This is a genomic window from Lysobacter sp. TAB13 (assembly GCF_052113885.1).
GTDB lineage: Bacteria > Pseudomonadota > Gammaproteobacteria > Xanthomonadales > Xanthomonadaceae > Lysobacter > Lysobacter gummosus.
Genome location: NZ_JBFRDR010000295.1, coordinates 1 through 402 on the forward strand (window position 1 = coordinate 1; position 402 = coordinate 402).

Genomic DNA, 402 nt, shown 5'->3' on the forward strand with positions numbered 1-402 from the left:
TTTCCGAAATGCGCGGGGGGCCTCGGGTCCAATCGATCCAGAATGCCTACAACCTGCTCAATCGCACCTTCGAGACGGGGCTGGCCGAGATCGCGATGCGTGAGCAGGTCGGCCTGCTGGCCTATTCGCCGCTGGCCCAGGGCTACCTCACCGGCAAATATCTGGACGGAGCCAAGCCGGCCGGCGCGCGCTCGACGCTGTTCAATCGCGGCCAGCGCTACGAGGCTGCCGGCGCGGAAGACGCGGTGAAGCGCTACATCGCGATTGCCCGCGAGGCTGGTCTGGATCCGGCGCAAATGGCGCTGGCCTTCGTCAATTCGCGCCCCTTCGTGACGGCCAACATCATTGGCGCGACGACAATGGAACAATTGCGAACCGATATCGGTTCGATCGATGTAGCAC

The 402-nt window shown here is 63.7% G+C and carries 1 protein-coding gene; it reads left to right on the top strand.

Annotation, left to right across the window (positions count from 1 at the left end):
* Positions 1 to 402 (top strand): aldo/keto reductase (locus AB4Y92_RS26245; RefSeq protein ID WP_441822287.1); only part of this gene is annotated, 402 nt, incomplete at both ends.